This is a genomic window from Rhodophyticola sp. CCM32, from assembly GCF_004751985.1.
In the GTDB taxonomy this organism is placed as follows: Bacteria; Pseudomonadota; Alphaproteobacteria; order Rhodobacterales; family Rhodobacteraceae; genus Rhodophyticola.
Map to the genome: position 1 here is coordinate 1316539 of NZ_CP038492.1, position 26748 is coordinate 1343286.

28 protein-coding genes and 4 pseudogenes are annotated in these 26748 nt (G+C 59.6%); 10 read left to right on the forward strand and 22 right to left on the reverse strand.

What is annotated here, in order from left to right:
* The 8 genes and pseudogenes from E2K80_RS06470 to E2K80_RS06505 form a co-directional block, all read right to left on the reverse strand.
* Positions 1-213 (reverse strand): DUF2274 domain-containing protein, encoded by a 213-nt coding sequence (locus E2K80_RS06470; protein WP_135373837.1) that lies wholly within the window; start codon positions 211-213, stop codon positions 1-3.
* On the reverse strand, positions 210-1424 hold the full coding sequence (locus tag E2K80_RS06475; RefSeq protein WP_135373839.1) for a TrbI/VirB10 family protein: 1215 nt from the start codon (positions 1422-1424) through the stop codon (positions 210-212). The genes E2K80_RS06470 and E2K80_RS06475 overlap by 4 nt, the downstream gene beginning before the upstream one ends.
* Positions 1421-2452: a P-type conjugative transfer protein TrbG gene (trbG, locus tag E2K80_RS06480; protein WP_135373841.1), complete on the reverse strand. Its 1032-nt coding sequence runs from the start codon at positions 2450-2452 to the stop codon at positions 1421-1423. Before trbG ends, E2K80_RS06475 begins: the two co-directional genes overlap by 4 nt.
* A complete protein-coding gene (gene trbF, locus E2K80_RS06485) occupies positions 2449-3138 on the reverse strand; it encodes a conjugal transfer protein TrbF (RefSeq protein WP_135376501.1) in 690 nt (229 codons plus the stop codon). The genes trbG and trbF overlap by 4 nt, the downstream gene beginning before the upstream one ends.
* Complete coding sequence (gene trbL / locus E2K80_RS06490; RefSeq protein WP_135373843.1) at positions 3132-4421, reverse strand: P-type conjugative transfer protein TrbL; 1290 nt, start codon at positions 4419-4421, stop codon at positions 3132-3134. The genes trbF and trbL overlap by 7 nt, the downstream gene beginning before the upstream one ends.
* A 3-nt stretch (positions 4422-4424) precedes the next feature.
* Positions 4425-4700, reverse strand: coding sequence for a putative entry exclusion protein TrbK-alt (gene trbK-alt, locus E2K80_RS06495; RefSeq protein ID WP_135373845.1), 276 nt, complete (start codon positions 4698-4700; stop codon positions 4425-4427).
* Between the two features lie 6 nt (positions 4701-4706).
* On the reverse strand, positions 4707-5483 hold the full coding sequence (trbJ, locus tag E2K80_RS06500; protein ID WP_135373847.1) for a P-type conjugative transfer protein TrbJ: 777 nt from the start codon (positions 5481-5483) through the stop codon (positions 4707-4709).
* Positions 5467-7137 (reverse strand): annotated as a pseudogene (locus E2K80_RS06505) (TraG/VirB4 family ATPase); the annotation flags it as partial. The gene trbJ and the pseudogene E2K80_RS06505, both read right to left, overlap by 17 nt.
* On the opposite strand from E2K80_RS06505, the gene E2K80_RS06510 reads away from it, so the two are divergent.
* The 3 genes from E2K80_RS06510 (at position 7118) to E2K80_RS06520 (ending at position 8652) form a co-directional block, all read left to right on the forward strand.
* Positions 7118-7357: a hypothetical protein gene (locus E2K80_RS06510; protein ID WP_135373849.1), complete on the forward strand. Its 240-nt coding sequence runs from the start codon at positions 7118-7120 to the stop codon at positions 7355-7357. The pseudogene E2K80_RS06505 and the gene E2K80_RS06510 overlap by 20 nt on opposite strands.
* Positions 7354-7686: an ArsR/SmtB family transcription factor gene (locus tag E2K80_RS06515; protein ID WP_135373851.1), complete on the forward strand. Its 333-nt coding sequence runs from the start codon at positions 7354-7356 to the stop codon at positions 7684-7686. The genes E2K80_RS06510 and E2K80_RS06515 overlap by 4 nt, the downstream gene beginning before the upstream one ends.
* Positions 7687-7882: 196 nt before the next feature.
* A protein-coding gene (locus E2K80_RS06520) for an IS5 family transposase (protein ID WP_168193246.1) occupies positions 7883-8652 on the forward strand; the annotation gives its coding sequence in 2 pieces (ribosomal slippage) (positions 7883-8204 and positions 8204-8652; 771 coding nt in all).
* 4 nt (positions 8653-8656) lie between these two features.
* On the opposite strand, the pseudogene E2K80_RS06525 reads toward E2K80_RS06520, so the two are convergent.
* From E2K80_RS06525 to E2K80_RS06545, 5 genes and pseudogenes are all read right to left on the reverse strand, one after another.
* Positions 8657-8986, reverse strand: a pseudogene (locus tag E2K80_RS06525) (conjugal transfer protein TrbE); the annotation flags it as partial.
* Between the two features lie 4 nt (positions 8987-8990).
* Positions 8991-9260, reverse strand: a complete 270-nt coding sequence (locus tag E2K80_RS06530; protein ID WP_135373853.1) for a VirB3 family type IV secretion system protein — start codon at positions 9258-9260, stop codon at positions 8991-8993.
* Positions 9257-9589 (reverse strand): TrbC/VirB2 family protein, encoded by a 333-nt coding sequence (locus tag E2K80_RS06535; RefSeq protein ID WP_135373855.1) that lies wholly within the window; start codon positions 9587-9589, stop codon positions 9257-9259. The genes E2K80_RS06530 and E2K80_RS06535 overlap by 4 nt, the downstream gene beginning before the upstream one ends.
* Positions 9586-10521 (reverse strand): P-type conjugative transfer ATPase TrbB, encoded by a 936-nt coding sequence (gene trbB / locus E2K80_RS06540; protein WP_210405466.1) that lies wholly within the window; start codon positions 10519-10521, stop codon positions 9586-9588. Before trbB ends, E2K80_RS06535 begins: the two co-directional genes overlap by 4 nt.
* Positions 10522-10891: 370 nt before the next feature.
* On the reverse strand, positions 10892-11794 hold the full coding sequence (locus E2K80_RS06545) for an SDR family oxidoreductase (RefSeq protein ID WP_135373859.1): 903 nt from the start codon (positions 11792-11794) through the stop codon (positions 10892-10894).
* Between the two features lie 183 nt (positions 11795-11977).
* Between E2K80_RS06545 and E2K80_RS06550 the strand changes: the two genes are divergently transcribed.
* Positions 11978-12904 (forward strand): AraC family transcriptional regulator, encoded by a 927-nt coding sequence (locus tag E2K80_RS06550; RefSeq protein WP_135373861.1) that lies wholly within the window; start codon positions 11978-11980, stop codon positions 12902-12904.
* Between the two features lie 127 nt (positions 12905-13031).
* Here the strand turns inward: E2K80_RS06550 and E2K80_RS06555 are convergent, their stop codons facing one another.
* From E2K80_RS06555 to mnmA, 8 genes and pseudogenes are all read right to left on the reverse strand, one after another.
* Positions 13032-13451, reverse strand: a complete 420-nt coding sequence (locus E2K80_RS06555; protein WP_135373863.1) for a CopG family transcriptional regulator — start codon at positions 13449-13451, stop codon at positions 13032-13034.
* Positions 13452-13460: 9 nt separating this feature from the next.
* A pseudogene (locus tag E2K80_RS06560) lies at positions 13461-14189 on the reverse strand (type IV secretory system conjugative DNA transfer family protein); the annotation flags it as partial.
* A 52-nt stretch (positions 14190-14241) separates the two neighbouring features.
* Positions 14242-14877: pseudogene (locus tag E2K80_RS19060) on the reverse strand (DUF2840 domain-containing protein); the annotation flags it as partial.
* The gene (locus tag E2K80_RS19485) at positions 14874-15158 is read right to left on the reverse strand and encodes a helix-turn-helix transcriptional regulator (protein WP_135373869.1); all 285 of its coding nucleotides are present in this window, start codon (positions 15156-15158) and stop codon (positions 14874-14876) included. The pseudogene E2K80_RS19060 and the gene E2K80_RS19485, both read right to left, overlap by 4 nt.
* A 187-nt stretch (positions 15159-15345) precedes the next feature.
* Complete coding sequence (locus E2K80_RS20030) at positions 15346-15801, reverse strand: DUF2285 domain-containing protein (protein WP_135373871.1); 456 nt, start codon at positions 15799-15801, stop codon at positions 15346-15348.
* The gene (locus E2K80_RS06580; protein ID WP_210405435.1) at positions 15713-16126 is read right to left on the reverse strand and encodes a hypothetical protein; all 414 of its coding nucleotides are present in this window, start codon (positions 16124-16126) and stop codon (positions 15713-15715) included. Before E2K80_RS06580 ends, E2K80_RS20030 begins: the two co-directional genes overlap by 89 nt.
* A gap of 196 nt (positions 16127-16322) precedes the next feature.
* A complete protein-coding gene (locus E2K80_RS06585) occupies positions 16323-17999 on the reverse strand; it encodes an AIPR family protein (protein WP_135373873.1) in 1677 nt (558 codons plus the stop codon).
* Between the two features lie 48 nt (positions 18000-18047).
* Positions 18048-19196: a tRNA 2-thiouridine(34) synthase MnmA gene (mnmA, locus tag E2K80_RS06590; protein ID WP_135373875.1), complete on the reverse strand. Its 1149-nt coding sequence runs from the start codon at positions 19194-19196 to the stop codon at positions 18048-18050.
* Positions 19197-19332: 136 nt separating this feature from the next.
* Here mnmA and sciP point away from each other — a divergent pair, with 136 nt between their 5' ends.
* The 5 genes from sciP to E2K80_RS19770 all read left to right on the forward strand — a co-directional run bounded on the left by sciP (position 19333) and on the right by E2K80_RS19770 (position 25304).
* Positions 19333-19608: a CtrA inhibitor SciP gene (gene sciP, locus E2K80_RS06595; protein WP_135373877.1), complete on the forward strand. Its 276-nt coding sequence runs from the start codon at positions 19333-19335 to the stop codon at positions 19606-19608.
* 150 nt (positions 19609-19758) lie between these two features.
* Entirely contained in the window at positions 19759-20472 is a 714-nt protein-coding gene (ctrA, locus tag E2K80_RS06600) for a response regulator transcription factor CtrA (protein WP_135373879.1), read from the forward strand.
* A gap of 280 nt (positions 20473-20752) precedes the next feature.
* Positions 20753-22990: an NAD-dependent DNA ligase LigA gene (gene ligA, locus E2K80_RS06605; RefSeq protein ID WP_135376502.1), complete on the forward strand. Its 2238-nt coding sequence runs from the start codon at positions 20753-20755 to the stop codon at positions 22988-22990.
* Between the two features lies 1 nt (position 22991).
* The gene (gene recG / locus E2K80_RS06610) at positions 22992-25079 is read left to right on the forward strand and encodes an ATP-dependent DNA helicase RecG (RefSeq protein ID WP_135376503.1); all 2088 of its coding nucleotides are present in this window, start codon (positions 22992-22994) and stop codon (positions 25077-25079) included.
* 102 nt (positions 25080-25181) lie between these two features.
* Positions 25182-25304: a hypothetical protein gene (locus tag E2K80_RS19770; RefSeq protein ID WP_274379253.1), complete on the forward strand. Its 123-nt coding sequence runs from the start codon at positions 25182-25184 to the stop codon at positions 25302-25304.
* Between the two features lie 546 nt (positions 25305-25850).
* Here E2K80_RS19770 and E2K80_RS06615 read toward each other — a convergent pair.
* Positions 25851-26303 carry an iron-sulfur cluster assembly scaffold protein gene (locus tag E2K80_RS06615; protein ID WP_135373880.1) on the reverse strand — a complete coding sequence of 151 codons (453 nt, stop codon included), beginning with the start codon at positions 26301-26303 and terminating at the stop codon, positions 25851-25853.
* Between the two features lie 68 nt (positions 26304-26371).
* On the opposite strand from E2K80_RS06615, the gene hisI reads away from it, so the two are divergent.
* Entirely contained in the window at positions 26372-26731 is a 360-nt protein-coding gene (gene hisI / locus E2K80_RS06620) for a phosphoribosyl-AMP cyclohydrolase (RefSeq protein WP_135373882.1), read from the forward strand.
* The last annotated feature ends 17 nt before the right edge of the window (positions 26732-26748 follow it).

The window sequence follows — 26748 nt, forward strand, 5'->3', positions numbered from 1 at the left end:
TTATTGTTTTCGCGCCTTGGCAAAGCCGCGATCAGTAGCCATAAATCGCGCCAACATCGGAGCAATGAGCTTGACAGGTTCCAGAGATTGCTGCGTTTCGCGGCTTAGAATATCAGCGTAAGCCGTGAGGTCGCGATGTACATCAGCCGGTAGTTCAACCGTCAGCTTCACCGGTTTGTCGTCGCGTATATTGCTCAGTTTCAGTTTCGTCATCTCGTGTCTACTCCGGGTTCGAGAATGAGATCGCGAGTGACCATTACACGGACGGCAAATCCGGGGCGGATGGTCAACGTTGGCGGGATGCCCAGCTGACGTTGTACAATTGCTTCGCCTGCACGCCCGATTGTATCTTGTGTCCCGTCCCGGATAGCTTCCGCTATTGCATCACCATCATCGCTGGTACTCTCCAAACCGATATTCAGAATGGTCGCCAATCCAGCAGCGAGAAACACTCGATCCCAGTGGTTGTCGACACGATCCTCAAGTCCAGCAAAGCCAGCCTCGTCGGTGCCGGGTTCGCGCTCGAGCACTATGGAGCGACCGTCCGGAAAGATGATGCGCGTCCAAGCCAACAGGAGGCGGCGCTGACCTGCATCTACGCGGCTGTCGTACTCACCGAGCAGACGGGAACCCTGCGGGATCAGCAGGAACTGTCCAGTTGGGCTATCGTAGACATGAGAAGTGACCTGCGCGGTGATCTGACCCGGCAGATCTGAGCGTATTCCAGTGATGAGGGCAGCAGGGATGACGCTACCCGCCTGCACGACGTATGGGCTCGATGGAGCCTGCAGGCGATCAGCGGCTGTAGTCCGTCGGTCTATCTCGCGATCCAGGAAGGCCTCTTGGCGGTCTGTAGCATCCGATTGGGTTGCCGGTTCAATAGACGCTGGGAACACACTTTGCAGACTCGGACCTACTGCTGTCGATGATTGTCTCGGTTGTTGTCCTGAAGTGGTCGTCATTGTCTGAGCATCTGCGAACAGTGTCGCGATCCGAGCTGCTTCCTCCTCCTGCAAACGCATTTGTTGCACCGGATCAACCGCTGTTCCGCTGGCGGCCACAACCGGCATGGACTCTCCCCGTTGCTGTGCCGACAACACTGGCCGGCCCAGTTCTCCTGGAAGCGGTGGGCCCAGTTGCGGAAAGGATCCGTAGTCACTTGGAAGCTGAGAAAGACCCTCGGCTTCCTGAATTCGATCAGTCGAGAACAGTTCCGACGGCCCATCGAGTCCTTCGGGACTCTGTAATGCAACAATCAGGATTGCCCCCACACCCAATCCGCCAACCACGACCAGAACCGTGATGGCCTTTCGCGACAATCGCATCACGCGCGGTGGATCGGGGCGGAGCCGCAGTTCCTTTGCGATATCAGCCTCTGAACGCCGGGTTTCCTCCATCTCTTGTTCGGTTTCGACATCACTCATCGGTCTGTCTCGTGGGTAACGGCAGATGAAATTTGCCGTTGCGATTGACGAATACCATCGGTGCGAATGATCCGGACGAGCCGCTGTCGATCTCCCAAGCGAAGCTCCGCAGCAGCGAAAAGCTGATCCACGATCATGTAGTTGCGCCTGATCCGGTAGTTCACGAGCTGTCCATCGCCCTCCGGTCCGATGACGAAAAGCGGCGGCATTTCTCCTTGTCCGATCCCGCTCGGGAACTCTATGAACACCTGCCTTCCGTCATCGAAGGCACGGCGGGGGCGCCAGGGCGCACGATCACCCGTAATTCGATAGCGGAAATTCATATTGGTGAGGTCGACATTCCGGCCAATAGGTAGTGCGGCCTCACTTTGCGCATTTTGGCTGCGCAGCGCGATGAGTTCATCTTCGGGGTATTGCCACGAAACCGACGCCATATAGGCCTGCGGTGTTGCGCGCAGTTCCAAATGATAGGTTCTGCGATCTGTATTGATGACAAGGTTGGTCACCAGATCGGGGCGGGTCGGTTTCACCAAGATATGAATACGACGATCGTCGCCGGTTCCGCTCTCAGTATCGCCGATGATCCAGCGAGCCGTATCACCTGCGGCAATGGGACCGGACCCAACCAGGCTTTCGCCAGCTTGCAGCGCGATATCCGTCACTTGTCCAGGCGAGGTATAGACTTGGTAGAGGGCACCCGAACTGTAGGGGTATAGCTGGACCGCGTTTATGAACCCGTCCCGGACGGGCTCGATGCGCGCCGCCGCATTGGCATTGGTGATCCGCTCGGTCGGCTCCGATGCCTCCGGTGGGCGGTCATCAGCGTCGATGCGCATGAGCTGCCCGGGAAGCGGTAGTGGTTCGGGCCGCTCTACGATCTGAACAGGTCGCGGTGGGTCTGCAATCAGAGTTGCTTCGACGGGATCGTCATAGCTTATCTCGGGTGGCTTGAAGGTAGAGCAGCCCGCTAGCATTGATGTGGCGCAAAGTGCGACAAGGGGCAGTTTGGTTGAATTGCGATGTTTCATTGAACGTTCTCCCGTGACCAGTTGATGGCGTGAACGAAAACGCCAAGGGGGTTTTTTCGTAGCCGCTCTGCATCACGCGGCGGCTGGATGACGACGGAGAGGATACCGGTCCAGCGTTCGGTCCCGGCGAGTTGGCCGTTCACGTAGCGGCGTTCGATCCAGGCCACGCGGAAGCTGGAATCCGAGGCGCGGATAACGCTTGAAATCTCGGCGGCAATCTGAACTTCGCCGATACTGCCAAACGGGTCGTTCTCACGCGCGAAATCATTGAGCGCGACAGCCCCGCGGTCGGTAGTAAAGTCGTAGGCGCGCAGCCAGTTCTCGCGCAGGACGATCGGATCGATCGGGCGTTGACGTACGTTTTCAATGAAGCGAGCAAGGTGAAACGCAATTTGGGGATCACTTGGTTGATAGTCTGCAGTCGCAGGAGCCACGGCCTGTGCCGCACCAAGCTGGTCCACTTCGACGACGTAAGGGACGATTGTGCCCTGGGTGGAGTGCCACACAAGGGCCAATCCGAAAGCGGCCGTTGTGGCGAGGCATCCGATCGCCATAAGTCGCCAGTTGCGCGCCTGAACGCGGGCAGATCCTATGCGGTCATCCCACGCTTGGGCGGCCTTCTGATAAGGTGTGGTTGGTTCCGGGGTCTTGGCATATCGCACGCTGGGTCTTTTGAATATCATGATCTCTCCGAAAGGTTGATCACGGCGCCGCTGCCACCACCGTCGCCGGAGCGGATGGCGTGGGCGGCAACGCTTGCGCCGTGTTGCAGGGATTGTTGGCGCTTCATGCGGCGTGCCCAAGCGGGCGGCCCGTCGTTCGCGGGGCGCGGCATGCTGCCGGGGGAATTGCTGAACTTGCCGCCGGTGGCCTCGAAGGCCGTGCGTGAGCCTGAGTGGTAGCCTTCCGAGACGGCCCGTTTGAGAGGACTTGCCGCGACGGATGCACCTGCCTGACCGACCGCAGCCATCCCGCTCGCGGCTTTCCCGGCCACACTCGATCCTGAGGCTCCTCCGATCTGAAACGCCGTCGATGCGCCGCCGGCCACTGCCGAGCCACCGCGCAGCGCAGCGCCACCTGCGGCACCGGCCATCTTGAGGCCGGCTAAACCGCCTGCGGCAACGCCGCCCGCTGCAAGCCCAGCACCAACGACGGCGCCTGCGCCAAGTTGCGGTCCACCTGAGACGATGCCGTTCGCGATGCCAGGACCGAAGATGCCAAGGGCGAGCAGCGACAGTGCCGCGAGCACGATGGCCATGGCGTCGTTGATGGTTGGCTCACCGGCAAAGCCGGCCGTAAATTCACCGAATATGGTCGAGCCGATCCCAACGATTACAGCAAGTACCAAGACTTTTACGCCCGAAGATATGACGAGGCCCAGGACGCGCTCGGCCATGAAGGCGGTCTTGTTGAAGAGCCCGAAGGGCACGAGGATGAAGCCGGCCAGCGTTGCCAGCTTGAATTCGATTAGTGTGACGAAGAGCTGGATCGCTAGGATGAAGAAGGAGAGGATCACGATGATCCAGGCGAAGAGCAGGATCGATATCTGGATGAAGTTCTCGAAGAAGGACACGAAGCCCATCAGCTCCGAAATGGATTCGAGGATCGGCTGACCTGCTTCGAGACCCACTGCCGCGATGCGGCCGGGCTGAAGGAGTTCGCCCGCGCCAATGGCGCCGCCGGTCGCAATTAAGCCGAGTCCTGCGAAGCTTTCAAACACGATGCGGGCAAGTGCGTTCCAGTTGCTGATGATATAGGCGAAGATGCCGACAAAGAGCGTCTTCTTCACGAGGCGTCCGATGATGTCGTCATCCGCGCCCCAGGCCCAAAAGAGTGCGGCCAGCGTGACGTCGATGACTATGAGAGTAGTGGCAAGGAAGGCGACATCGCCGCTGAGCAGACCAAAGCCACTGTCGATGTAAGAGGTGAAGACCTCCAGGAATCGATCGATGATACCAACGCCATCCATGGCTCACTCCGTTTCCTGACCGTCTGATGGAATGGAGAAGAAACGCCGGCGGTTCTCAGCCCAGGCCAATTGACACTCGGTGTCGGCTTTAAGTTCTTCGGGGGTCAGAGTTCGGCAGCGTTGCAGAGCTAAGCGCAGCGGATCTTCCATCGCCACGGCGGGTTGATCCACTGTTTCCTCTTCAAGAGCGTGATGCAGTTCGCCTGCTGCCATGAGAGCCGCGATCGCACCCATGGCAATTGCAATCCCTTTGAGGGTGGTCTCGGCAGTGAGCCTCATGGCGGCCTACCGAAACATCCGCACGGTGGTCGGCTCATAGTCGTCTCCGTAATCGAGAAAACGTGTGAGGTTCTCGCGGGCCTGCGCCTCGGCAGAGGCGGTTCGCGCGGCCTCCAGCGAGTGCGCCCGGTTCTGCGCAGTGATTGCAGCAGTCAGATCGGATATCTGCTGGCTTTGAAGAGCGAGCAGCTGATTGCCTGCTTGGGTCGCTTGAAGCGCTCCCGTCGCGGCCTGACTTTGACCGACCAACGCTTGCATTTCGGTTCGAGCTGTCTCGATATTTCCAACAACGCCAGCTTGGACTTTCAGTGCGTCTTCGAAGCCAGCAACGGACGTCAGCCAGCGCTCGCGCGCGCCACCGATCATCGCGTCAAAATCACCCTGTGCGGCTGATGTCCCGTAGTCCTGCGTGAAGGCCTCATCAATGGTCGCCACATCATGGGCGATCCGCTGCGCTTCATTCAGCAATTGCTGGGTCTGCTGAACGGAGGACTGTAGCTGTGCCAGCGAGGAGTATGGCAAACTTGCGAGATTGCGTCCTTGATTGACGAGCATCTGCGCCTCGTTCTGCAGCTGGGCGATCTGGTTGTTGATCTGCTCCAAAGAACGTGCAGCGGTCAGCAAGTTCTCAGCGTGGTTGGTTGGGTCATAGACGATGCCGCTGAACCCACCGCCGAACAGCCCGGCTTGGGCAGGTGGCGCTGTCGTTGGCGAAAGCGCGATAGCGCTCGATATAAGGAGGACCGCGAATGCGTGTCCGGCGAGTTTAGTTGTCTTGGTCATGGTTCGTATCCTTGGCTTTGGTGGGGGGCGGGGTGGCGTTGATCACGTTGTCCGATGGGGTGAGCAATTCAGTTGCCCAGTGGAGATTATGTCTGGTGAGCCATGCGGCGGCGAAGCCGTCCCGGCCGTGTTCGGCGAGCACGGAGTCGATGGCCGCATGGTCGGCCTTGGAAGAAGCGGCGGTGAAGGCGAGCGCTATTTCTCCGAGACCGAGCGCAAAGAGCCGGTTGCCGCGCCGCGACTGGCAGTAGTAGTCGCGTTTGGGCGTCGCCCGGGCGATGATTTCAATCTGGCGGTCGTTCAGGCCAAAGCTGCGGTAGGTCGCGGCGATCTGCGGTTCGAAAGCGCGTTCATTGGGTAAGAAGACACGTGTTGGGCAGCTCTCAACGATAGCAGGCGCAATATCGGAACCATCGATATCGGCGAGCGATTGGGTCGCGAAGATGACGCTCGCATTCTTCTTGCGCAGGGTCTTGAGCCATTCCCGAAGCTGATTGCCGAAAGTCGCATCATCAAGCGCGAGCCAGCCTTCATCGACGATGATCATGCTTGGTCTTCCATCGAGTCGCGCTTCGATGCGATGGAACAAATAGGCCAAGACGGCTGGCGCGGCGGCTGAGCCGATCAAGCCTTCCGTCTCGAAGGCTTGCATGTCGGCCGTTCCGAGTGCTTCGCTCTCTGCGTCGAGGAGCCGCCCGAACGGTCCGCCCAGGCAAAACGGGGCCATGGCGCGTTTGAGGTCATTGGATTGAAGCAGAACCGACAAACCAGTCAGGGTCCGTTCCTCAAGCGGCGCGGAGGCAAGAGATGTGAGCGCAGACCAGAGATGGTCCCGGGCAACAGGATCGATCATGACCCCTTCGCGAGCCAGTAATCCGGCAAGCCAGTTCTGCGCCCAAGCCCGTTCTGCTGGATCGTCGATTTGTGCGAGGGGTTGCAGTTGGACGGCGTCTTCTTCGTCCGACAACGCCAGACCGAGGTCTTCCCAATCGCCGCCGCAGGCCACTGTCGCGCAGCGGATCGAGCCGCCAAAATCGAAGGCAAATACCTGTGCATCCGAGTAGCGCCGGAATTGCAACGCCATGAGCGCAAGCAAGACGGACTTGCCAGCACCGGTTGGGCCCACCACGAGCGTGTGTCCGACGTCCCCGACATGGGTCGAAAAACGAAACGGCGTTGCGCCTTGCGTCTCGGCATAGAAAAGCGGCGGACCATCGAGGTGATCGTTATGCGCAGGTCCGGCCCAGACCGCTGAGATCGGGATCATATGCGCAAGATTGAGCGTAGAGATCGGCGGCTGGCGTACATTGGCGTAAAGATGGCCAGGGAGTGATCCAAGCCAAGCTTCGACCGCGTTCAGAGTTTCCGGGATGCAGGTGAAGTCGCGGCCTTGAACAACTTTTTCCGCAAGCTTGATCTTGGCGTCTGCAGTACGTTCATCGTCGTCCCAAGTGGTGATTGTGGCCGTTACATAAGCCGCGCCGACTATGTCAGATCCGAGTTCTTGCAGGGCTTCGTCCGCATCCAGCGCTTTGTTCTCTGCGTCACTATCGACCAAAGCAGACGCCTCATTCGTCATCACCTCTTTCAGGATTGCGGCGACGGATTTGCGCTTGGCGAACCACTGACGGCGGATGCGGGTCAGCAGCTTTGTTTGGCCAGTGGACGAAACGGTCCAACCGGATGATCAACGCCTCGACCAAAAGTCGACATTGGTCGAGTTCATTCTTGAACCATCAGGCAACGGTTCGAAACTTACCATACGAGAGAGCGGCTTTGAAAAATTACCTAAAAACAAGTCGGTGCAAGCATTTCGCGACAACGAGGGCGGCTGGGATGCACAGACCAAGAACATTAGGGATTTCTTGGAATGATAGTTGATGACGACCTCCAACAACCGGGGCTTGCGACTACATTCGCTTCACTTGGTGACCCTCGCCGTCTTGCCTTGATCGCTCGACTACAACAGGAGGACTCGCTGTCGGTTTCGTCTCTATGCGAAGGCATGAATGTGTCTCGTCAAGCTGTCAGTAAGCACCTCAAAACCCTGACAGAAGCTCAACTCGTTTCTGCGGTAAAATCCGGGAGGGAAACGCGATACAGCCTGGAGTTGCCACGCGTGAACGAGGCGAACGAATTTCTTGTGCAGATAGGTACGAAATGGGACCGCGCTCTGGAGCGGCTGAAGACACACGTCGAATGAAATTTCAAAGGGACCGAGTTCGCCGAATTTCCCAAATGCCGACATTCGCTGCGTTGCGGAGTTCTGGAAAGGTGGGCTCGATCCGGACCTTCTCCGCACCGCACGCAGGATCAACTAGGCAGCGTACTTACAAAGAGCTTCACGTTTCCAGCCTGTTATGATTCATTTCCCGCAAGACAATATGCGGAGCAGTGGAATGGCGCGGTCAGATTTGAGCGATTTGGAGTGGGAGTTCATCAAAGCAGTGCTCCCAAATAACAGCCGAGGGGTTAAGCGTGTCGATGATCGGCGTGTGATCAATGGCATCTTCTATGTCTTGCGCACAGGCATCCCGTGGCGCGATTTGCCCGATCAATACGGCCCCTACACAACGATCTACAACCGTTTCAACCGATGGACTTATGCGGGCATTTGGGATCGGGTAATGGAGGCGGTCGCCGATGCGCACAATATCGACACCGTGATGGTGGATGGCACATCGGTTCGGGTTCACCATTCTGCAGCGACGCTCAAAAAAACGACCCGCGTCGTTGCATGGGCCGGTCGCGGGGTGGGTTAACCACGAAAATACATGCACTTACCAATCAGGACGGGTTGCCGATCCGCTATGAACTGACGCCGGGCCAAGCCCACGATGCACCCCCATGCGAACAGCTTTTGGACGGGCTGCAACCTGGCCAATACGTTCTGGCTGACAAGGCATATGACGCGGATTGGATCCGCAAGATGATCTGGGAACAGGGCGCCATCGACGTCATCCCGTCCAAATCCAACCGCAAACTGCCCGCCGAGTTCGACGTCGATATCTATCGCGAGCGCAACAAGATCGAGCGGTTCTTTGGCCGCCTCAAAGCTTCCTTCCGCCGTATAGCCACCCGATACGAAAAGACATCTGCCAACTTCTTGGCGATGATCAAACTCGCATCCGTCAGGCTATGGTGCCAGTTTTATGAGTCCGCTGCCTAGACTTCTCCTCGAATTGTGCGCGTCGTTCGGCATCGACGAGCGCAGATAGCGGGTCCGGGAACTCGGATAACGGATATTCTCTTGCTGGAATTCGCTGCGCTTCGACGAAGACTGCCCATTTCGATCCGAGACGGCGTAAGGCGCTGTTTAGGCGGGCGGCGGTGGCAACAAGTTCCGCAGGTGTTGCGGAATCGAGATCCGGTCCCCGAAATCGAGCTGTACGCTGCAGGCTGCCATCCTTATTTAGGATGACACCTTCACCTATCAGCGCTGCCCAAGGCAAAAAGTCCGAAAGTAATGCGGCTTTGGAGCGGTATTCGGTGAGGTGCATCATCGGCTCACACCCCCATCCAAGCTGGATAACGGAGGTGGCGGCGGGCAACATCGGCAATCTGCGGATCGCGCTTCGCTGCATAGACCGCCAGTAGATGGCCAACGACCCAGAAAACGATGCCGACAAGCCAGAGTCTCAGGCCAAGTCCAATGGCCGCCGCGAGCGTGCCGTTAGCGATCGCGATGGTGCGTGGTGCGCCGCCAAGCAGAATCGGCATGGTGAGCGCACGATGCACTGGAGCGGTGAAACCCGGAATGTCGGTGGCGTCAATCATACGAGCGCACCGCCGCCGAAAGAGAAGAAGCTAAGAAAGAAACTCGATGCAGCGAAGGCAATGGAGAGACCGAAAACGATCTGCACGAGTCGGCGCGCACCGCCCGACGTATCACCGAAGGCCAGAGTTAGCCCAGTGATGATTATGATCATCACTGCGACGATCTTGGCAACCGGGCCTTCGATGGACTCCAGAATCGCTTGCAGCGGCGCCTCCCATGGCATTCCTGAACCGGCGGCTTGCGCCTGGCCGGCGATGAGCAGGAACCCGATTGCGGCGGCTGACGTATGTATTGGAAGGTGGGAATGGTGCGTGAGTGTTCGTGTCATTGGATGGATCCTTTCTGGGCGATGTGGAGAGGCTGCAGTTCATAGTCGCCTTCAACGCTCAGCCCGGTGACGCGGGCGAGTTCGGTAAGGCGGCGCTCAGAGCCCCGACCTTTGAGGATGGCGAGAACATCGATTGTGTCGGCGATCAGGGCTCGGGGCACGGTAACGACGGCTTCTTGGATCAGTTGCTCAAGACGACGCAGCGCTCCGATCGCGGAGCCTGCGTGGATCGTGCCGATCCCACCCGGGTGGCCGGTGCCCCAAGCCTTAAGGAGGTCGAGCGCTTCGGGTCCGCGCACCTCCCCAATCGGAATGCGGTCAGGTCGAAGGCGAAGCGAAGATCTAACAAGATCAGATAGTGTTGCGATCCCGTCTTTCGTGCGCAGCGCAACCAGATTAGGCGTCGTACACTGAAGTTCGCGCGTATCCTCGATGAGCACGACACGGTCGGAGGTCTTTGCGACTTCGGCGAGCAGCGCGTTGGTTAGGGTCGTCTTGCCGGTGGATGTGCCACCTGCGACTAGAATGTTGGAGCGCGATGAAACGGCGTCACGCAGCGCATCTGCGGCGCTCGCGTCCATGATCCCGGCGCGAACATAGTCATCAAGCGAGAAAATCGCGACCGCAGGCTTGCGGATTGCGAAGGTCGGGGCCGCAACGACGGGAGGCAGAAGTCCTTCGAACCGCTCACCCGTTCCAGGCAGTTCTGCGGAAACGCGCGGAGCATCCGCATGAACCTCGGATCCGACGTGATGGGCGACCAGCCGAACGATCCGTTCGCCATCTTCAGGTGAAAGCTTTTCTCCCGTGTCTGAAAGGCCATCGCCCAGCCGGTCGACCCATAGCCGACCGTCTGGGTTCAGCATTACCTCGACAATGGTGTCTTCTTTGAGCCAAGCCGCGATGGCGGGCCCAAGGGCCGTCAAGAGCATGCGGGAACCGCGCTCGATCGCTGCTGATTTGAGAGTTTGGACGTTCATTGGCGGTCCCGCAATTGGTTACGGGATCGATTAAGAAGACCGGAATTGGCTCATCAGCAACAGGTTTGAGGGCGTAGTAGCGCTGCAGCGTAGAGCAGCAGGAGATGGCGTAAGATCTTATTCCGTCGCCGAAACTTTGGAAGACCTCATCGCGGACAATCCGGACATTTGGTTTGGTTCATAAAATATCCGGATGACTTTGTTAGCAGCCGTTTGTTGAGGTGCATAACGGAGCCGACTTCCTACACCAACGGTGCTCTATCATCTGGCGAAACGTCCGCGATTTGGTCAATCGAGGTATTCCTGTTTCGCACCATTCCCCTTAGGCCGCAGTAGGATGATATAGACCCGCTTTGATGTCTGCGATCAGAGATGGTTCGGACGGGCTCCAGTTCAAGACTTCCCGTGTCCATGCGCTAGAGGCCGGGGTGTCGGAGGCCGCCATGAAGTGGAACCAATCGAAGTAGGCCTGGGCCTCTTCGCCAGACTTGGGTGATACCGGCAGATTGAGACTTTTGCCGAGCGCCTCGGCGATATCCTTGAACGGCACGCCTTCTTCGGCCACTGCATGGTAGTGGACGCCGCCTTCGCCCCGCTCCAAGGCCAGCCGGTAAAGGCGCGCGGCGTCCAGCCGATGCACGGCACACCAGCGGTTTTGCCCTTCATCTACATAGGCAGCCTCGCCATTCTGTACCGCTATGTCAGTCAGCATGCGCACAAAACCGTGGTCTCCGGCGCCGTGGACAGAAGGTGCTAGTCGTACGGCGGCAATCTTGACGCCTTTCCGTGCCATCTCTGCGCCCGCATGTTCTGTTGCCACGCGGGGGTTTGCCATATCCCCGGTGGGTGCGAGGTCGGTCTCGGTCGAGAATGCCCCAGGTGACAGAATTGCAGTGCCCGACGTCACAAGGAAAAGCCGGTCCGATCCAGCCAGTTCCGCGCCAATGGCACGCACAACCTCGGCGTCATGGGCGCAGTTTTCGGCGAACTTCGAGAAATCGTGATTGAAGCCAAGATGGATCACGGCGTCGGCCTTGGCGGCCCCTTGACGCAGGCTGGCCAGGTCTTCGAGGCTTCCCCGATGTGGTTTAGCCCCCGCCTGTTTAAGGGCATCAGCTGAGGCATCGGACCGTGCAAGCCCGATGACCGCATGGTTGTTGTCCAGCAACTCGCGAACGACGGCGCGGCCGACATAACCTGTTGCTCCGGTTACGAATACACGCATAGCTATCTCCTTTATTGCACGTGGGTCGGTCGTCCAACCAAATCTCATGAGACTAGATATAAGAGCGCTTCTGATACGTTGAATTTGTGATGGTTGCTAAAATGTTCGCAATCGTCCCAATTTGTTGTTTTCCGATGATCGGTTCGGTATTCTCAGCCAAAGCTGAGCAACCGACTGGACCCCATGGACCCCCTGTCTGACATTCTTTCGATCCTGAAGCCGCAGAGCCACCTCGCAGGCCTGATCGACCTGGGCCACCCATCCGCAGTCGCCTTTCCGGATCAGGCCGGGGCGCTGAAATGCAATACGATGCTTTCGGGGCAGTGCTGGGTGGCCGTCGAGGGAAGTGACACGCCGGTTCTGGTTGAGCAAGGCGACTTCTTTGTTCTTCCAAGTGGTCGACCATTTTCGATTGCAACAGGCCCTTCCTGTGTTCCCGAACCGCTGGAGCGCCTCTTTTCGGCGCCTCTTTCCGAGCAACCTGCTGTCGTGAATGGTGGAGGTCACGCAACGATCGCAAGCTGTCGTTTTACGGTGTCACAGGTCCAACCGGCGCATTTTGTCTTTATGCTGCCCCCGATCATCGTGATCCCCGCCGAACAGGCTGCCGCAGCGCAGTTGCAGTATCTGGTCGAACGCATTCTGGATGAAGTGGCCGCAGCTCGTCCCGGAGGGTTGTTGATTGCGCAGCATCTTTCCCATGTCCTTTTGGTGCAGACGCTGCGGCACCGACACGTTGTGAAGGATGGCGGCTTGGGCTGGCTGGCCGCGCTGGCGGATGCGCAGCTCTCTCTGGCGTTGGCCGCGATCCACGAAGACATAGGGCGCAAGTGGACACTCACGGCTCTGGCGGAACACGCCGGGATGTCCCGGTCCGTATTTGCACGGCGCTTTCATGACGTAGTGGGTGAGACCCCAATGGACTATCTGACAAACTTGCGAATGGCGAAAGCGAGTGATCAACTCATGACTTCGCGCGATACGATTGCAGAGGTTGCCGAGCGCGTCGGGTATCAATCTGAAAATGCTTTCAATACTGCGTTCAAACGGGTCGTGGGCAGCCCACCCAGACAGTTCGCAAACCAATTTCAATCGCAGCCTGCTCTATAAGCAACAAGGCTTTGTCTTGAAACGGATGTCCGCTTATTGGCGGATGGCGAGCATTCGAGAAAGCTGCAGCAGTTGCAGAATTGGGCTCCAGGCGGTCATCTACTGCGGAGCACAGATTCACTAGGCGTCATGAAGACCCCGCCGCTTTCCGATCTTCTGAAACTTCCTTCGTCAGCATTTTCCCCTTCGCCAGTCTTCGCCCCAGCGCTTCGACAAACCCGTCATAGCGATCTTTCCCGGAAGCTTTGGCCGCATCACGCATGCTTTCAGGCAATGGCGGGGTTGTCGTGAGCCAGAACTTCACAAACAGTGCCACGGCCTCATTGCCAATAGACTGATCCCGCTCAAGTCTCTCAACAGATCGCGTGAGCCGATCCAAACGGCGGACAATTGCTGCCTCACGCTGGTCCGCGCCATCCGGCGATAGAAACGCCGCCAACGCAGCTTCGACGATTTGTGACTTCGAGACCTTCCGTCGCACTGCCATCGCGTCCAGTTCTGCTGATAGCGACGGATCGAAATACACATTGAGGCGATCCTTCTTCATACTGGCCTCCTAAAGCTCGATACCGTCATCGGGATCAAGCGACGCTTGCCGCGCCACTGTCCCGAACCTGTCGCGCATGGTCTTCGTGCGTTGCATGTCATCATCCGGTTCGTCGTCGAGATGGGCAAATTCGCTGTGCAGAGGAGAAGGTTCAGGCGCGATATCCTCATGCTCAGGCAGGTTTGGTTCACGCCGAACGCCGCCATCCGCATCCTCCGTGATCTCCTTTCGCTTGGGCGGCGGTGGTGCGATGATTGGGTCGCGGCCGCTCCAGTCGTCTATCTGTACCCTGTCTTTTGTCTTCAGGGCTTGGAGATCAGGTGGAGTTCCAACCCGTGCGTTGAACTGAGGATCTGCAAAGTAGCGCGCCTTCTCCGCACGGACCGGCGGTGAGCCGGACACCAATACAATCTCTTCCGTCGGCGGCAACTGCATCATTTCCCCGGGCGTCAGCAGGGGGCGTGCCGTTTCTTGGCGCGACACCATCAAATGTCCAAGCCAAGGCGACAGGCGGTGTCCAGCATAGTTCTTCATTGCCCGCATCTCCGTCGCCGTGCCAAGGGCATCGGAGACGCGCTTGGCCGTCCGCTCGTCATTCGTCGCGAAGGCCACACGGACATGACAATTGTCGAGAATGGCATTGTTCTGGCCATAGGCCTTTTCGATCTGATTGAGCGATTGGGCGATCAGGAACGCCTTGATCCCGTAGCCCGCCATAAAGGCGAGTTGGCTTTCGAAGCCCTTGCTCGATCAGATGGTCTGCGCGTCTCTCTATGGCCTCGCGCACCTCGGCCCCGAAACCGCCATGGCTTAATGGAGCTTTAGTCTTCGCCAAGGCCAACCGATCGATCCAGGTGGCGCCCTCAGCGCGGATCTGTTTGTCGAGCGCGACATCCGATCGCCCGACCAAAGCCAACCGTTGGGCACCGCCATCCTTCCCGGCCCAACTGCGGCTCTCGACGATTCCGCCGATCGGTGTGTCGCCTGTTAGGTCGAGATCGCGTAAGGGCGTATATCGACGTGGCATGAGATTGCAGCTGATCCGGTTGTGAACATGTCGCCAGTGATCCGGGCATGCATCTTCCGGCGCTATGTTCTCGGCCTCAACCTGGTCGATGGCGATCAACACAGACTCGATCTTGGGCCAACCAGAGAGGCGCAGAAGGCTGACCCCGCCAGGCGTCACGAAAGGGACCGTTGAATAGGTCTCACCGGACTGAGGGGCCTGCAGAATATCTATCCGGCTTTCGACGGTTCCGTGCTGGTTCGCGGCCCAGCGGACGAAGGCGAAGACCGCGCCCGGATTGACGGCGATAGTGCGTTTAGTACGACTGGTAATCGTTTCTCGAGCGATCTGGCCGAAACGCAGCCAACGCTCGATACGCCCCTCGATCCACGTGAGTTCGATCTGGGTGGGCCCCATCATGAACGCCTACCGTCGCGGTATGCAGGCGAGATTGCCGCATGGCGTTTCGCTGGAAGTACAGTGTCGCCGGTGTCGTCAGACGTCGATCGTTTTTCGCCGCGACCAACCCAGGACTGCAGATCTTCGACAGCGTAGACTACACGTCCGCCAATCTTCGAATAGCGCGGCCCGGTGCCATAGGTGCGGTGCTTCTCGAGTGTGCGACCTGAAAGGCTAAGAAAACGGGCGGCTTCCGGCGTTCTGAGGTAACGCGGGGGTAGACCTGCATTGGGATCGGGCATGGGAAACTCCTCTGGTCATCACGGCCCGTCGCGGGATGCGTCGGGGCGGTTGATGGACAGAGAAGCGGACAAGAGCCCGTAAGGGGGATGACGAAGGCTTAGGCGAAAAAACGTCACCCCCTTGATGGCAGCCTATTTCTAAGCTTTGCAAAGCGTTCGGAGTCGTGGGTCAAAATCAATGACGGTATCAGTCTGACGAGTGACTTGCCGCTTTCCCGCGCAAGAGTTGCCGATATCCATCGCCGACGAGCATGCGTCCGTAGCGCGCCAGCCGCGCGATTTGTGCTTTCAAAGCGCTCGTTTTCCATGGCTCAGACGCGACGCGATCAGCGCTGAAGTAAGAGATCGCAATGTCGCGCAGATGTGCACCGGCTCGTAGCGCGTCGCCCGTTCGGAGCGCGCGCGCAATGCGTTGTCGGCGCTGCTCAGTAAACCACGCGGACGGGTTTCGCCCACAGGTCAAAGCTCTGACGCGGCGCGCTGTTGCCACGCGAATGGCCCAATCGTCATCGAGTGGAATAAGGACGCCGCGCGCTTCACAAGCGAAGAACGGATCATTCGAGACCACGACCAGACCGGTTTTGAGATAGGCCCAGTAGCGCCCGTTCCGATGAGCCGGTCGGAGCTCTCGCCGTCGGTGCACGCAATGGTGGACCGGGTTTTGGAAGGTTGAGAAAGCGGCGCGCCTCGTCCAACGTGTCGCTAAGGGACGATAGTTTGAGATTGGCCGTGATGAGGTCGAGCAGATCGCCATGCTCGCCGGTGGCCGCATCGGTCCATTTGCCGGCGGCCCCCTTGCCGGAGACCGGTCCCGTCAAACGGACATAAAGGCTGCGCCCCGGCGCATTGTCGGTATCGCCGACGATCCAGTAATTGCCCTGCTTGCGGCCATTCGACAGATAGTGCCGACACACTGCCTCCGTGTCGCGACCGAGGCGCTGTGCAATTCCTGCTGCTGTGTTCGACATGAGCATCTCCATCGGTAGCGCACGAAAAAGGGGCCCGCCGTTTCCGACGGACCCCAGTCGCGAGGAAGTTGGGGGAGCCTCTCCCTCGGTTGGTGGTCACCTGTGGTGAAGGCGGCCTCGGCGACGTGTCAATCATCGTCCGGTTGGAGCGATTGAACCATCGACCGAACACCGCCATTCGCCTGTCTTCCCGCGATCACTCGGCGGCTTCGAGGGGCAGCGGATCATCTTCGGCGTCGTCGTTCTGCGCCTGAGGCTCGACTTCGCCATCATCGACGATCTCGAACTCCGGGTCATCGGGCTGATCGACAAGCGGTGCCGTGCGTAGCGGTTGCGGGAGCCAGCCCGTGCCCGCCAGCAGTTCTTCGGCGGCTTCGACCATGTCGGGTTTCTTGAATCCGGCGATGCGGTCCGCGTCCTTGTCGCCCTTCGCCTCGCGCACGGCGACGAGGATCTGAGCCTTGGTCACGCGGCCGAGATAGCTGTCCACCGTCGGCGTCCATGCCAAGGTGTATGTGACGATGTTGGCTCTGTAGCCTCCGAACTTGCGTCGAGACACGATACGTTCTGTTTCCCGAAACATGATGGCTCGTGAAACCAGAAGCTTGAAGAACAACTCGTCGGGCAGGTATTTGCCGCGTTTGTCGACAACATCCATGAAGTCGAGGTAACACTTCTGTGCTCCTCGGCTCACGATGTGCGGCAGCTGTGACCAAGTGTGTTCGAACTTGGCGATATCCGTTTTCGTTATCATCTGTCTTCGAGGATGTATGGCTTCGAACGCCTTGCGCTGTGCCGGCGTCCTGTTTTGAGCTAGCGCGTCGTGATACTGGCCCCGAGCTCTCTCATAGAACCATCTCGATTGACGCTGAAGACCTGGCGCTGGAGGCGCCCGGATAGAGCGCGACAACTCCTCCATTCTCCGGTGAAAGGGATGGTTTGACGAGAAGTCAGCCATGTTGACCTTGTTCTGGTTGTTGGCTGACTGTGAAATTCGGGGGGCGATCTCTTCTACATTTCCTTCCGGCAATATCTCCGTGATCTTGACGGGAACGAGAATCTCGCTGACATCAGCGGAGTCCTTGCGCGATGCCCGGAAGATAGAACCTGTCGTCTGGCCGCCGTTCACGATCTGAAAATCGTCAGCGGAGATAAGTTCCGCAGTTCCGTCGCCATAATCCCTGACCTCCAGCCCAGCAGCTGTCACGGACAGTCCATTGTTGAAAGCCAGAAACATCTGGGGTTCGTCGATTATGGTTCTGCGTATGCTCTGGTTCACCTTCCCTCGAAGTTGGAGAAAGCTGCGGACGTTCCGCTCAAGCAGCTTTGGTCCGAAGTCCTTGTACATTTCGACCAGAACATCAGCTCGCATGGCTGTGAGTAGGCACCGATAGCCCGCATCTTCAGGCTGAGCGACGATACAGCGCAGCGGACCTCCGCTCATCTTCGAGAAATCTACATTGATGGTTTCATCACTCGCACCGGAAGAAACAGCGCGATAAAGTCGGCGCAGATCCCACAAGTGGCTCGATACTTCGATACCATTCAGGTTCTTGTTGTCGATCCTCTCGATCCGCGCGAGGCCGTCGGTGATGACAAATAGGCGCACTTGGCTGAGGTCGTTTCGCGACTGCCAGATCGACCGGGCCATGTCGTACCCATCAAGCGCTTCTTCTCGTCCCTCATGGATACCCTCGAGTGCGCGCTCAAGAAACGACAGCAGCCGCTTGAAGCCGATATCAATCTCCGTCTTGGGCGTTGTGCGAGCTTCGCCGTCCAGGTTCGGAATGGTGAGAAAGAGATCAAGTCTGTCATTGTCTTCGGAGATCCCAGGGTACTGGATCAAGGGCGCTGAGAGGGTCAGAGATTTCAAAGGTCGCGTGAGATGGAGATATTGCACAGCCTTGATCGGCGCGTGTTCTCAGGCGCCGCGCCAGATCCAGCCGCCGCCATGGATGCGGGAGCCTTCCGGGGCATAGAACACGCAGGCCTGACCGGGGCTGACGCCCGCCTCGGGGGTCAGCAGCTCCACTTCGGCCTCGGTGTCCGAGATCGGGCGGATGATCGCCTCCCGCGGCGGGCGGGTGGAGCGGATTTTGACGCCCATATGCCATTCAGGCCGGGAGGTGAACGGCTCATCCCCCAGCCAGTTGATCTCGCGCACCGGGATGGTCCGGGTCGAAAGCGCCTCTTTCGGGCCAACCACCACCTGACGGGTGTCAGGGTCGAGTTTCACCACATAAAGCGGATCGGCCAGCCCGCCAAGCCCGAGGCCCCGGCGCTGACCGATTGTGTAATGGATAACGCCATTATGTGTACCGAGAGCGGTGCCCTCCATATCGACAATCTCGCCGGGGGAAGCGGCCTCGGGCCGCAATTTCTCGATTACGGCGGCATAATCGCCATCGGGCACGAAGCAGATATCCTGGCTGTCCGGTTTATCCGCCACGCTCAATCCGTATTTCGCCGCCAGCGCCCTTGTATCGGCCTTGGAGGCCAGATGGCCAAGCGGGAAGCGCAGATAAGACAATTGTTCGGGCGTGGTTGAAAACAGGAAATAGGATTGATCGCGTGCGGAATCGGCGGCGGAATGCAATTCCGGCCCGGCAGGTCCCAGTTTGCGCTGGATATAATGGCCCGTGGCCATGCAATCGGCCTCCAATTCCCGGGCCGTTTCCAGCAGATCCTTGAATTTCACCCGTTCATTGCAGCGAATGCAGGGCACCGGCGTGGCCCCGGCCAGATAACTGTCGGCAAATTCGTCGATCACCGCGTCCCTGAAGACGTTTTCATAGTCGAGCACATAATGGGGAAAGCCCATTTCCTCTGCCACGCGGCGGGCATCATGAATGTCACGCCCGGCGCAGCACGCGCCTTTTTTGGCAAGGGCCGCCCCGTGATCGTATAATTGCAGGGTGACGCCCACAACATCATAGCCTTCTTCGGCCAGCACTGCTGCGACAACCGAACTGTCGACACCGCCGGACATCGCGACAACCACGCGGGTGTCGGCGGGCGCTTTCGGCAGTCCAAGCGAGTTCAGCGCGCGGGCAGGGTGGTCGAGGGCCATGGGATGGTTCCGGAAAAATCGGCGGGTTCGGGCGCAATATAGGAAAATGCGCCCTATTCACAAGGGCGATGCTTACCGCTCTTTAAGCAGTTTCTGGCATGTCTTCCATCACGTTTGAGGCGTGAGAGGACAGTTTATGTATATCCGACGCATAAAGGGGCCACATGTGGTTGCCCTGCCCGACGGAACGCAGATGACCCGTGCCGACCTGCCCAGCCCGACAACGCGCCGTTGGGTGGCCAGCCGCAAGGCCGCGGTGGTGCGTGCGGTTGAGCATGGTTTGATCACGGCAAGTGAGGCGAAAGAAACCTGGGACCTGTCGGATGAGGAACTGGCATCCTGGAAGAAGGCGGTCTCCACCTATGGGGAATCAGCCTTGCGCGCTACGGCGGTGCAACAATATCGTGCATAATTTCCCCTGTCATGTGTAATTATGATGCGTAAATGTATTTTCTGAATTGCAACAGGAACGATCTTCATTATATTGTAATAAAGTAACTCGGCGTTAATGGTTTCGCCACAGTGTTCGCGTCAGCACTTGGCTTGTAGTTGGAGAGAATTGATGCGTGTTCTGCTGATCGAAGATGACCCCACCACATCTAAAAGCATTGAGATGATGCTGAGCCATGCCAATCTCAATGTCTATGCGACGGATCTGGGGGAGGAAGGGGTCGATCTTGCAAAGCTGTATGATTATGACCTGATCCTTCTTGATCTCAACCTTCCCGACATGACTGGCCATGAGGTTCTGCGCAAATTGCGGTTGGCGCGGATCGAGACACCTATTCTGATCCTGTCAGGGGCTGACGATACGGATAACAAGCTGAAAGGCTTTGGCTTCGGCGCGGATGATTATCTCACAAAACCCTTCCACCGCGAAGAGCTTGTGGCACGGATTCACGCGATCATCCGCCGCTCCAAGGGGCATGCGCAACCGATCATCAAGACCGGTGAGATTTCGGTGAACCTGGATGCCAAAACCATTGATGTGGCGGGACGTTCCGTTCATCTGACGGGCAAGGAATACCAGATGCTGGAGCTTCTGAGCCTGCGCAAGGGCACGACGCTGACCAAAGAGATGTTTCTCAACCATCTCTATGGCGGCATGGATGAGCCAGAATTGAAAATCATCGATGTCTTCATCTGCAAGCTGCGCAAAAAGCTCAGCGAGGCAAATGGCGGAGAGAATTACATCGAAACGGTTTGGGGGCGTGGCTATGTCCTGCGTGACCCGCAGCCCGAGATGGAGATCAAGGAAATCGCGGCCTCTGCCTGACGGAACCACCGCCTGAACACTTCTCGCGCACAGGTCAGGTGCGGGCGGGCTCTTGTCCTGTGATCCCGGGCTGGACCTGACGGCACCTGCCTCCTATAGAGTACCCTGCCTTACACCTGAGACATCGCTCATCACAAATACCCTGGGAACGCGAAGCGTGGCAGGGTATTTGTGATTCAAGTTTCAGGCAGGGTGCTTTATCACGTCTTATACGGAGCGTGAGCGGAGGGGTATCCGGGTGATGAGCGATATCTTGGCGGGGTCGGATGACCGCCCGGACATGTCCAGAGCAGATGCAAAGGCGCGGCTGGCAGAGTTGGCGGCCCGTCTTGCCGATGCCAATGCGGCTTATCACCGGAATGACGCGCCCGAGATCAGCGACGCGGATTATGATGCGCTGAAACGCGAAAACGCGGCGCTTGAAGCCGCTTTTCCCGATCTGAAACGGGCCGACAGCCCCAGTGATCAGGTGGGCGCGCCCCCGGCAGAGGGGTTTTCCAAAATCTCCCATGCGCAGCGGATGCTGTCGCTGGGCAATGCGTTCGATGCAGGGGATGTGGCGGAATTTGTAAGTTTCATCCGGCGCTATCTGGGGCTGGATGCAGACGCGCCGCTGGCTTTCACCGCAGAACCGAAGATTGATGGGCTGTCTTTATCGCTGCGCTATGAGGCGGGTGTGCTGGTGCAGGCCGCCACACGGGGCGATGGCGCCGTGGGGGAGAATGTGACCGCCAATGCCCATACGATCGCGGATATCCCGGAGCGTCTGACCGGCGCACCGGATGTGCTGGAAGTGCGCGGTGAGGTCTATATGAGCCATGCGGATTTCGCCGCACTGAACAGCCGCCAGGCAGATGCGGGGGAGAAAACCTTTGCCAATCCGCGCAACGCTGCCGCCGGATCGCTGCGCCAGCTGGATGCAGGGATCACCCGTGCCCGCCCGCTGAGGTTTTTCGCCTATGCCTGGGGGGAGCTTTCCGCGCCCCTGGCGGAAACCCAGTCGGGGGCGATTGCCCGGCTGGCCGCGCTTGGGTTCCAGACCAATGACCTGACCCGCCGCTGTGAAAATACCGAGGCATTGCTGGCGCAATATGCCATGATTGAACAGGCCCGCGCGACGCTGGGCTATGATATTGACGGGGTGGTCTACAAGCTGGACGATCTGGCGTTGCAGGCCCGGCTTGGCCTGCGCTCCACCACGCCGCGCTGGGCGATTGCCCATAAATTCCCCGCCGAACTGGCCTGGACCCGGCTGGAAAAGATCGAGATTCAGGTGGGCCGGACCGGTGCGCTCAGCCCTGTCGCGCGGCTGACGCCGGTCACGGTGGGGGGCGTCGTGGTGTCGAATGCGACGCTCCATAACGAGGATTACATCGCCGGGCGCGACAGCAAGGGCAATCTGATCCGGGATGGCAAGGATATTCGCGAAGGGGATTTTGTGCAGGTCTATCGCGCAGGCGATGTGATCCCGAAACTGGCGGATGTGGACCTGTCGAAACGGCCCGAAGGGGCGGTGCTATATGTCTTCCCCACCACATGCCCGGATTGCGGTTCTGATGCGTTGCGCGAGGAAGGGGACGCGGTGCGCCGGTGCACCGGCGGGTTGATCTGCCCGGCGCAAGCGGTTGAGAAACTGAAACATTTCGTCTCCCGCGCGGCTTTCGACATCGAAGGTCTGGGCGCGAAACAGGTGGAACAGTTCCACAAGGATGGCTGGATCGCGGAGCCTGCGGATATTTTCGAGCTTGAGGCGCGCTATGGCACCGGGCTGCAACAACTGAAAAACCGCGAGGGCTGGGGCGAAACCTCGGCCGGCAATCTGTTCGCGGCCATCAATGACAAACGCCACATCCCGATGGCGCGGGTGATCTTTGCCCTCGGCATCCGCCATGTGGGGGAGGTCGCCGCCGCCGATCTGGCACGCCATTATGTCAATTGGGAGGGTTTTCTGGCAGCGGTCGATGCTGCCGGACCGGCCGCAGACCGACATCGCGCCGCCGAGGATGCGGTCGCAGCAGAACGTCAGCGCGCCGCCGAGGAGGAACGCCGCCCCAATCTTGCCGCCGCGCGCAATGCGGTCTGGGAGGGGCTGGACCCTGCGGCGCTGACGGCCTGGGAGGATCTGGTGGGGATCGACGGGATCGGTGCAACCGTCGCCCTGTCGCTTGTGACAACCTTCCAGCAGAAGCGGGAGCGCGCTTCGATCCGCCGTCTGGCCAGCCATCTTTCGGTTGAAGATATGACGCCCCGGGCCGCATCCGACAGCCCGGTTGCGGGCAAGACCGTGGTCTTCACCGGCACGCTGGAGAAAATGACCCGGGCCGAGGCCAAGGCCAGGGCCGAAGGGCTGGGCGCGAAAGTCGCGGGCTCCGTTTCGGCCAAGACCGATATTCTGGTGGCCGGGCCGGGGGCGGGGTCCAAGGCCAAAAAAGCGGCGGATCTGGGGGTGAAAACCCTGGATGAGGATGCCTGGCTGGCGCTGATCGGCGGGGCACCATCGGGGGCCGGCGATGGCTGAAATGCGCGGCAGGCCCGAGATATTGTTTCCGCTTTTCGCCGGTCTGGAAACGCTGGACGGGATCGGGCCGAAAACCGCGAAACATTACAGCGGCCTGCATGTGGACACCCCGAAAGACCTGTTGCTGACCCTGCCCCTGGGCGGTGTGGACCGGGCGCGCCGGGCGTCGATCCGCGAGGTTGACCTGCCCGGAATGGCAACGGTTGAGGTGACGATCGGGCGGCACCGGAAACCGGCGGGGCGCGGCCCCTACCGGGTAGAGGTCAGCGATGCGGAAACCGTGTTTCAGCTCGTGTTCTTCCATGTCAAAGGCGATTATCTCGAACGGATCTTGCCCAGTGGCAGCCGCCGGGTGGTCTCGGGCCGGGTGGAATTGTTCGACGGGGTGGCGCAGATGGCGCACCCGGATCATATAGTGCCGCCCGAGGACACAGATCAGATCCCCCCCTATGAGCCGGTCTATCCCCTGACTGCGGGGGTGACGCAGAAAGGCATCGCCAAAGCGGTGGCCTCGGCCCTGCCACGGGCGCCCTATCTGGGGGAATGGATCGACCTGGAATTGCTGAAACGCAAGGGCTGGCCCGCCTGGCCGGACGCGTTGCAAGAGGCCCATAACCCGACCGGCCCGCAGGATCTGTCGCGCAGTGCGGGCGCGCGCGAACGTCTGGCCTATGATGAGCTTCTGGCCCATCAGATGACCCTTGGGCTGGCGCGGGTCTCGATGCGCAAGGCTAGTGGTGTGGCCTCAACCGGTGACGGGGCGTTGCGGCAGACGGTGCTGGACAGCCTGCCGTTTCGCCCGACCGCGGCCCAGTTGCGCGCGATGGAGGAGATCGCGGGCGATATGGGCAAACCGGAGCGGATGAGCCGGTTGCTGCAGGGTGATGTGGGCTCGGGCAAAACACTGGTCGCGCTGATGGCGCTGCTGGTGGCGGTCGAGGCAGGCGGGCAGGGGGTGATGATGGCGCCCACCTCGATCCTGGCGGCGCAGCATTATGCCAGTTTGAAACCCCTGGCCGAGGCTGCGGGCGTGGTGATCGAAAACCTGACCGGGGCCGATAAGGGGGCTGGGCGTAAGGCAAAACTGGCGGCGCTGGCGTGTGGCGATATCCATATTCTGGTCGGCACCCATGCGGTGTTTCAGGAGGATGTGGAATTTGCGGATTTGCGGCTGGCGATTGTGGATGAACAGCACCGGTTCGGGGTGCGCGAACGGGTGCGGCTGACCAAAAAGGGCCGGGCGGCGGATATGCTGGTGATGACCGCAACGCCGATCCCCCGCACGCTGAGCCTGGCGCAATATGGCGATATGGATATCAGCGTGCTGGATGAAAAACCGCCCGGGCGCAGGCCGGTGAAAACCGCGCTGATCTCCACCGCGCGCATGGCCGAGGTGGTGCAGCATTTGCGCGATGCGGTGGCCGAGGGGCGGCAGGCCTATTGGGTCTGCCCGCTGGTCGAGGAAAGCGAGGTTTTCGAGGCAACGGCGGCGGAAGAACGGTTCAAGGCCCTGCGCGCGGAACTGGGGGAGGGGGGTGTGGGCCTGGTGCATGGGCAATTGCCCATGGCCGAGAAAGACCGGGCGATGGCCGATTTTCAGGCCGGGCGCACGCGGGTTCTGGTGGCGACCACGGTGATCGAGGTGGGGGTGGATGTGCCGAACGCGTCGATCATGGTGATCGAACAGGCGGAGATTTTCGGTCTGGCGCAATTGCATCAACTGCGCGGCCGGGTCGGGCGCGGGGCCGCGGCCTCGACCTGTTTGCTGATGTATCGCAACCCGTTGAGCGAGGGCGCGCGGCGGCGGCTGAGTGTATTGCGCGAAACCGAGGACGGGTTTCGGATTGCCGAGGAGGATCTGGCGATACGCGGAGCCGGCGATCTGATCGGCACCGCGCAATCCGGCATCCCGCGCTTCCGGGTGGCGGATCTGGAAAGCCAGACCGCGCTGATGGCGGTTGCCCAAAGCGATGCGCGTGCCCTGCTGGAGCGTGACCCGGTATTGGAAAGCCCGCGCGGGCAGGCGATGCGCGTGCTTTTATGGCTGCTGGAGCAGGAAAAGGCGATCCGGCTGATCTCTGTCGGTTAGAAAAAATCCACATTTGTTCTCAAATGTTCTCAAAAAGTTCTTTACACGGGGCGAATAAAATGAGAACAAAGGGTCAACAAAAGATTGAGACAGGATGACGCCATGATCACCCAGACCCGCCATATCCTCGCCCGTTCCCGCGATACGCTTCTGTATGACAGCATCGGTGTGCTGCTTCTGGCCGGGTTGACCGTGGGCCTGTTCCACCTGCCCGGCCTTGTCTGATTATAGCGTTTCGACTTTATGTTGAAACACTGACCCTGATCTCTCCTGAGACTGCCTGCGGTCCGTCAGAGGCCCTATACCGGTGCGCGATGTCCCCTCAGGCGTCCGGTTTTCTCTCCCCCCGGGATGTGTTTTCTGCCTGAAACGACATCCTGACCGGCCCTGACATAAGACACGCATCCTCCGCCGCCCCCGTGCCCCGGGGTGCGGCGGTTTTTTTACAGCATGATGTTGCCTTAAACCTGAGACATCGCGCATCACAAATACCCTGGGAACGCGAAGCGTGGCGGGGTATTTGTGATGCAAGTCTAAGGCAGGGTGCTTTATGGGTCAGGGAAAGGGTTTGGGTGGTTTCATGGCTTCGGGCTGAAATTCTGAACCACCCCGCATCACCCTCCCGCCCGGCGGCACCGCCGGGCAGCGTCTGAGCCGCCCCCACGGGGCGGGCTCTTCTCGCCCACCCCTCGGTTCGGGCGATGCCCTCCGATCAATGCATATGCGTTGCAGAATTCTGGGCCGAAGCTATTTGAGGCGGGGCGCTGTACCTCAGGCGCAATCGGCCTGCTGTGCCTCGGTCATGGCCTGGGCCGTGGCCTCCAGCGCGAGCATGATCGAGGCATGGCGGTTCCTGTATTCCCGCGCCGGTTTCAGCACCTCATACCCTTTGAAAGGCGCAGCCGGGGGCGGGCCATTGTCTTTCAGCATCGCTTTCAGCGTATCGCGCGCGGCTTCGATCTCAGCCAATGTGCGGCCCAGAATGTTCTGCCCCATCAGCGCGGCAGAGGCCTGACCCAAAGCGCAGGCTTTCACATCCTGGCCAAAACGGGTGATCCGGCCGGCATCCACATCCAGATCAACGGTTACGGTCGAGCCGCAAAGCGGCGCGCGTTTTTTCACGCTGGCCATGGGCGCGGCCAGCCGTCGGGCATGGGGCATATCGGCGGCCAGCGCCAGAATGCGCCGCGAATAAAGCTTTATCAGGTCGGTCTCGGCACTCATGGCGTTGCTTTCATAGCGGTCTGGCCTATAGGTAGCGACGCCTTGTTGATTTGCAAAGAGGGACCGAGATGCGGTTTGATCCTGAAACGCTGCGTTACAATTCCGACGGATTGGTTCCGGTGGTCGCGCAGGAGGCCGGGACCGGCGAAGTCCTGATGCTGGCCTGGATGAATGCCGATGCCGTGGCGCAGACCCTGGCATCGGGCCGGGTGACCTATTGGTCGCGGTCCCGTCAGGTGTTCTGGGTCAAGGGAGAGACCAGCGGGCATGTGCAGGAGCTGGTCGAGATGCGGGTGGATTGCGACCGCGATGCGCTGCTGGTTCTGGTGCGCCAGACCGGGCCCGCCTGCCATACGAACCGCCGGGTCTGTTTCTATACCACCCTGCGGGAGGGCGAAGAGGTGGAACTGATGGCGCCCGAAGGCTGAGCCCGGCGCGTGTTGCG